This window comes from Nitrospirota bacterium, from assembly GCA_020846775.1.
Classification (GTDB): domain Bacteria; phylum Nitrospirota; class 9FT-COMBO-42-15; order HDB-SIOI813; family HDB-SIOI813; genus RBG-16-43-11.
The window spans coordinates 1-5180 of sequence record JADLDG010000127.1; the positions used below are offsets into that span (position 1 = coordinate 1).

Genomic DNA, 5180 nt, shown 5'->3' on the forward strand with positions numbered 1-5180 from the left:
AACGACTACGCTTGGCTGTTTCAATCCTTGTTTTAATGGAACCCTCATAGATACTATTAGGCGATTGCTTGCCTAACTGTCTGTCTAACTGTTTCAATCCTTGTTTTAATGGAACCCTCATAGATACTTTGCGAATACGGTACTTCCCCCCACTTTAAATGCGTTTCAATCCTTGTTTTAATGGAACCCTCATAGATACATAGTCTTTCCAGTAGACCAAGTGTTCACCGTCTCGTTTCAATCCTTGTTTTAATGGAACCCTCATAGATACGCAAGTGCCATAGCATATGCAAATTCGGTACGGAGTTTCAATCCTTGTTTTAATGGAACCCTCATAGATACTCCTGCTGCCGTGCATTGGCGTAATTCGCATCCGTGTTTCAATCCTTGTTTTAATGGAACCCTCATAGATACAGAGCGACGTCCTAATAATGTGCGAAACATAAGCAGTTTCAATCCTTGTTTTAATGGAACCCTCATAGATACAATAGATACAATTTTTACATTAGCCGATGCAGTCCAGTTTCAATCCTTGTTTTAATGGAACCCTCATAGATACGTGCTGAGATTGCTACTGCGAGTATTGCTGCTAAGAGTTTCAATCCTTGTTTTAATGGAACCCTCATAGATACTGTATCTGTAATACCTCTGATAATCAATCTGTCTAGTTTCAATCCTTGTTTTAATGGAACCCTCATAGATACCGTAGTCATTGCACGGGTAAGCTCATCGGATAGAGACCGTTTCAATCCTTGTTTTAATGGAACCCTCATAGATACGTCTTGGCAACTCACTGCCAGCTATACCACCTCGATGTTTCAATCCTTGTTTTAATGGAACCCTCATAGATACCGCCTCGTAGTAGTCCTTGTCAAGCTCTATCCACGTGTTTCAATCCTTGTTTTAATGGAACCCTCATAGATACGACATTCGCATCCGAGGCCGTCCCGTATGTTGCGATGTTTCAATCCTTGTTTTAATGGAACCCTCATAGATACTAATATATCGCTACCTCCTCGTTGTGCAGTAGGAAAGTTTCAATCCTTGTTTTAATGGAACCCTCATAGATACTCCTACCGATTCCATTAATCTATGATAATCGCTCGGTTTCAATCCTTGTTTTAATGGAACCCTCATAGATACTCCAGTAAAACGGTTTTTAATTTTAAATTCCATTAGTTTCAATCCTTGTTTTAATGGAACCCTCATAGATACAGCAATATCTGTGACAGTGATTCCCATCTCGGAAAGTTTCAATCCTTGTTTTAATGGAACCCTCATAGATACTCCAATTATTCCCAATACTATTCCATACAATGCAACGTTTCAATCCTTGTTTTAATGGAACCCTCATAGATACGAAAGGCATTAATCTGGCAACATTGGATTGGTGTAGTTTCAATCCTTGTTTTAATGGAACCCTCATAGATACAGATGTGATACCGAATACAGATTTGCAAACTGTTTCGTTTCAATCCTTGTTTTAATGGAACCCTCATAGATACGTGATGGTTTGTTGCGTCATGGCGTCACCCCCTTGGTTTCAATCCTTGTTTTAATGGAACCCTCATAGATACTCTGGAAAGGGAGATACTGGGAGGTGTCCAAATGAGGTTTCAATCCTTGTTTTAATGGAACCCTCATAGATACTAATATATCGCTACCTCCTCATTATACAGTAGGAAAGTTTCAATCCTTGTTTTAATGGAACCCTCATAGATACCACAAATTTCCGTTATCCTGTGTGTGTATGCCATGATCAGTCCAATTTACTCCTCCTTGTTTTCTCACATCCACTCTCTCAAATACTTCTAAAACGCCCACTTCCTCACCCCCTTTACATTCATAGACTATCAAATAATCCAATTTAATAAAGCACTTTTGCCAACCTGTTTCTTAAACACAAATATTTTTATAACAACAGTCAGTACACCGGTTTGGCCATGAGGACTTTTTGGGATAATAACCCATCAAAATTACATTGAAGATCTCATTAACCACGCTAACAGCATACTTAAAATCCTCAGGCTTGTAAATGATCTCTTTCAGGTCTGTACCATCCCTTGCATAACAGATATAACCACGAAGAACAGGCATATGGTAGACCTCTTTGATAAGCATCGCATAAAGTACGGATTGAACTTTGTGGGTCACAAAAAGGTAATCCCGGTATTCGGTATATTTATAATCAAGCGGGGCCATGCTTCCATCAGTGAATGTCAACACTTCATCTATGATGCCTCTTACCCTTAGCACAGGAGATGCCACATAGACAGAAAGCTCCTTATCTACACAGCCGATTTTTTTTCTCAGATATTCCTTATTCTCCTTTTCCCGTCGGGAGTGCAATTCTCTTCCTTTCTGCACTTTATATCTTAATTCTTCATGCTGGGGTATGTTCAGGCAATTCATGAAATAGGTAAACCGTGGACAAAAGAGGTGCTCTATCACCTCTGATGGCGTAATCATTACGGTAGATTCAGTATCCATATAAGGTGCTAAAAGAATTTTGCCAGAAGTTCTGCAGACACTAATTTCTTGTCAAAGGCCTGACCGAGCAATTTGACCTTTTTAAAGTCATCCTCACACAGGGGAAAGATATATAGAGAATCCACTTTGCAATTGATTAAATCCTCGCACATGATCTTCAGTTCGTCAACCTGGTTCCTGTTCAGCGTCCCGAGGAATGCCGACTTTTGCACCCTGTAGAGCCCCTTTCCCTTACAGGCCTTTGCCACACGGTTCCGCGCCTTATCTTCTACTATGTCATATATAACCCACAATAGGGTTTCGTTGGCCGCCAACACGCACCTCCTTTGATTTTCTCACGATGCATCTTTTATCAGACTATTGGCAATCCTGTGACATTCAAACTGCATGACATCCTCACGCTTTATATTTCTGCCGCTGTAGCGGATAGATTCATCCAGGAACTTGCTCAGGGACTCGATAAGTACAGCCTTGCCGTCTTTGTTGAGGGTAAGGCCATTTTTGAGTTTATCAAAATGCTCCTGCTTTACCTTTCTCCCTGCAAAGAGATTGATGACCGTCTCATCTGCCCAGATGCGGTAGTTTTCGATCAGGTCAAAGACAAGAGATTTCTTGTTATAGTGGTCTGTATGGATGATCCCCACATAGGGATCAAGTCCTGCGATGATACAGGCCTTCTCTACCTTTGAATAGAGGACGCCATAGGAATAGTTCAGGAGGGCATTAAACTCATCTTTTGCAGGATTCCGGCTGCGGCCGTCAAACCTGTACCTGTCAGGCATAAGAAAACTCAGGCATTCAAAATATATCCTCCCTCCACTCCCCTCTATTCCCATGATTGTCCCGCGCTTATCATCTATGGTTCCTGAAATATTATCAAGGCTGCTGCGGCAATTCTCCAGCTTTTCGATATAGGCCGTAATCTCCGCCGATTTCTGTGCCCTTGTATTCCTCAGCCTCTTTAAGAGTTCTATCTGATTGTTAAATTTATTCCTTACCCAGGAGACTGCGAGTTTTAAGCCGTCTTCTATACCTGCAATCTCAAGCTGCTTCCTCCTTATCAGTGTTGTGCTCCCAAGTTTGCTATGCCACACCCTGCCAAACGGATCCCCAAACTCATCGAGAAAGATAATATCAATATTATGATCCATAGCCATTTTGATAGCATCCGTCGTGATGTAGGCTGCTGTTGTAATCATGATAGAGGAGACCTTTTTAACGGAGACCTCAAAAACCTGGTCATCCTTCCTGACCTTGAAACAGTCCCCGTTTTTCTGGAGATAGGAGCCGTATGTATTTATAACCAATTGCATATAATTGCCGTAGACACCGATATTCCGATGCCACGGTAGCCGTAACTATTGTATTTTTTGTCTTACAAACTCCATGAATTCTCGGAAACCCTCAATTGGCGTTAATGGGAATGGCGATGCCTCTACAGAACTCTGAGAGCCGTTGTGAAAATGATATGGAAATGTTGATACCGACTGCCAGTTTTTATCAGGGAAATTATCATAACGGTAAGCATTCTTTGATTCATCCATACATTCCCAATGATAACCAAATCTATCAGGTAGTTTCTGGGACAAGTAGACATCCAGAAAACTATTGTTGATGAGGATAATTCTTAATTTAAAATCAATTTGAGAAGTGCTCTTAACAATATCTGAAAATTCAATTTCTGCTATTCTCTTGAGATCCTCGATTGCTGCCATTAAAGATCCTCTATAATCTTCTTAATCTTTTCACGTTCAGCCTCAAGGTTATCAAAGATAAAATAATCGTCATAGGCGTCGGATTCTCTGATAAATCCTGCCTTTACCTTTGAGTCCAATTCAAACACATCCTTGACACCATACTTTTTCGTTAACAGAAAAATATCTGCTTCCAATTTTGAGAGCCGTTTTTCGAGATAGGTCTTAAGACTTTCCGTTAAAAGCTCCTTGGGCTTCATGTGAAGTTCTTTTGCAACCGCGTCTATATTTGCCATATTCTCACCTCCTTGAAATATTATACTCTAATAAGATGCTGGAGATCTGTGCAATTAATATTACTCTGACTTTTCAACTCTTTTCACCGTTCCGAACCCCCTTGATACCGACTTCCCGATACCCCAGTAGTCAGGGATTTCAAAGTTGACGGAGAAGCTACCGAGGAAGCCGAGCAGTGGGGTGCCTTTGAGGAAACGATGAGTAAAAATATGTGCAAAATATAACGATTGTTGCATAATATTTTACTTTTCTTTTAAAGAAGCTATTATCAGTTCATAGCTACGCAAACAATATCTCATTTTTAAATTCCTTTTCAATAGTCCCGCCTTTCTCTTCGCCATATTTCATTTGCATATAAGTGCTGTTAAAGATTTAATATATAGTTTAGTTCATCAGAGATGTGAAGACGCTTCGCCCACTTTTTAAGATATGGGATATCTATATTTCCTGATTGCCGTTCCAACACTGTAACAGCGTCCTCAAAATCCCTCGGACGGCCTACCTTAAGTTTTTGCAGAACAAAATCCTCAGGTGCAATAATATATACCATTTTATTGCCTATCTTTTTTCGTTTTCTTCTCTTTAGAGACTCCTTGTCATGTTTATCCCTTGGTAACATGACATCGACAGGGATATTTATTACGATGAAACGAGTCTGGCTTTTGGCAATCATTGGATTCCATTTTATCCATTCTTCGT

Annotated in this window: 7 protein-coding genes and 1 CRISPR repeat array; all 7 genes read right to left on the reverse strand. The window is 40.3% G+C overall.

Going from position 1 to position 5180, the window contains the following annotated elements; translation table 11 throughout:
- The first annotated feature begins 17 nt into the window (after nt 1-17).
- Nucleotides 18-1723: direct repeats of the CRISPR family, unit length 37 nt; unit sequence GTTTCAATCCTTGTTTTAATGGAACCCTCATAGATAC.
- A gap of 173 nt (nt 1724-1896) precedes the next feature.
- The gene (gene cas4, locus IT392_13530; protein ID MCC6545493.1) at nt 1897-2469 is read right to left on the reverse strand and encodes a CRISPR-associated protein Cas4; all 573 of its coding nucleotides are present in this window, start codon (nt 2467-2469) and stop codon (nt 1897-1899) included.
- Between the two features lie 29 nt (nt 2470-2498).
- Nucleotides 2499-2804, reverse strand: coding sequence for a CRISPR-associated endonuclease Cas2 (gene cas2 / locus IT392_13535; GenBank protein MCC6545494.1), 306 nt, complete (start codon nt 2802-2804; stop codon nt 2499-2501).
- 21 nt (nt 2805-2825) lie between these two features.
- Entirely contained in the window at nt 2826-3803 is a 978-nt protein-coding gene (gene cas1 / locus IT392_13540; protein ID MCC6545495.1) for a CRISPR-associated endonuclease Cas1, read from the reverse strand.
- A gap of 45 nt (nt 3804-3848) precedes the next feature.
- On the reverse strand, nt 3849-4205 hold the full coding sequence (locus tag IT392_13545; protein MCC6545496.1) for a hypothetical protein: 357 nt from the start codon (nt 4203-4205) through the stop codon (nt 3849-3851).
- Nucleotides 4205-4480, reverse strand: a complete 276-nt coding sequence (locus IT392_13550; protein ID MCC6545497.1) for a hypothetical protein — start codon at nt 4478-4480, stop codon at nt 4205-4207. Before IT392_13550 ends, IT392_13545 begins: the two co-directional genes overlap by 1 nt.
- Nucleotides 4481-4540: 60 nt before the next feature.
- Nucleotides 4541-4717 carry a hypothetical protein gene (locus tag IT392_13555; GenBank protein MCC6545498.1) on the reverse strand — a complete coding sequence of 59 codons (177 nt, stop codon included), beginning with the start codon at nt 4715-4717 and terminating at the stop codon, nt 4541-4543.
- Between the two features lie 128 nt (nt 4718-4845).
- Nucleotides 4846-5154: a hypothetical protein gene (locus IT392_13560; GenBank protein MCC6545499.1), complete on the reverse strand. Its 309-nt coding sequence runs from the start codon at nt 5152-5154 to the stop codon at nt 4846-4848.
- Nucleotides 5155-5180 lie beyond the last annotated feature (26 nt).